The 238-nt window shown below is 43.3% G+C and carries 1 protein-coding gene; it reads left to right on the top strand.

Annotation, left to right across the window (positions count from 1 at the left end; translation table 11 throughout):
• A partial coding sequence (locus tag V6252_RS13005; protein WP_341610729.1) for an EAL domain-containing protein occupies positions 1-205 on the top strand: 205 nt, incomplete at its 5' end.
• Positions 206-238: the final 33 nt, after the last annotated feature.

Genomic DNA, 238 nt, shown 5'->3' with positions numbered 1-238 from the left:
CAAAGAGATAGAGTCTGAGCTTAGAGCTGCTACCACTGAAGGCCAGTTCGATCCCTATTATCAGCCAAAGATCTCATTAGAGACTGGTGCTATCACAGGTTTTGAAGCATTGGTACGTTCGCAACATCCTACTCGCGGATTACTCAAACCCCTTCATTTTATCAATGCCATTATCGCGCACAAGCTCACCTTTGAATTGTTTTAGCAACTGGCTATTAAAATCGACAAACAACTAGCC

The sequence above is a fragment of the Psychrobacter proteolyticus genome, assembly GCF_038155145.1.
Lineage (GTDB): Bacteria > Pseudomonadota > Gammaproteobacteria > Pseudomonadales > Moraxellaceae > Psychrobacter > Psychrobacter proteolyticus_B.
The sequence above is the reverse complement of the archived record's forward strand: the minus strand, read 5'-3'. Positions and strand labels throughout refer to the sequence as shown.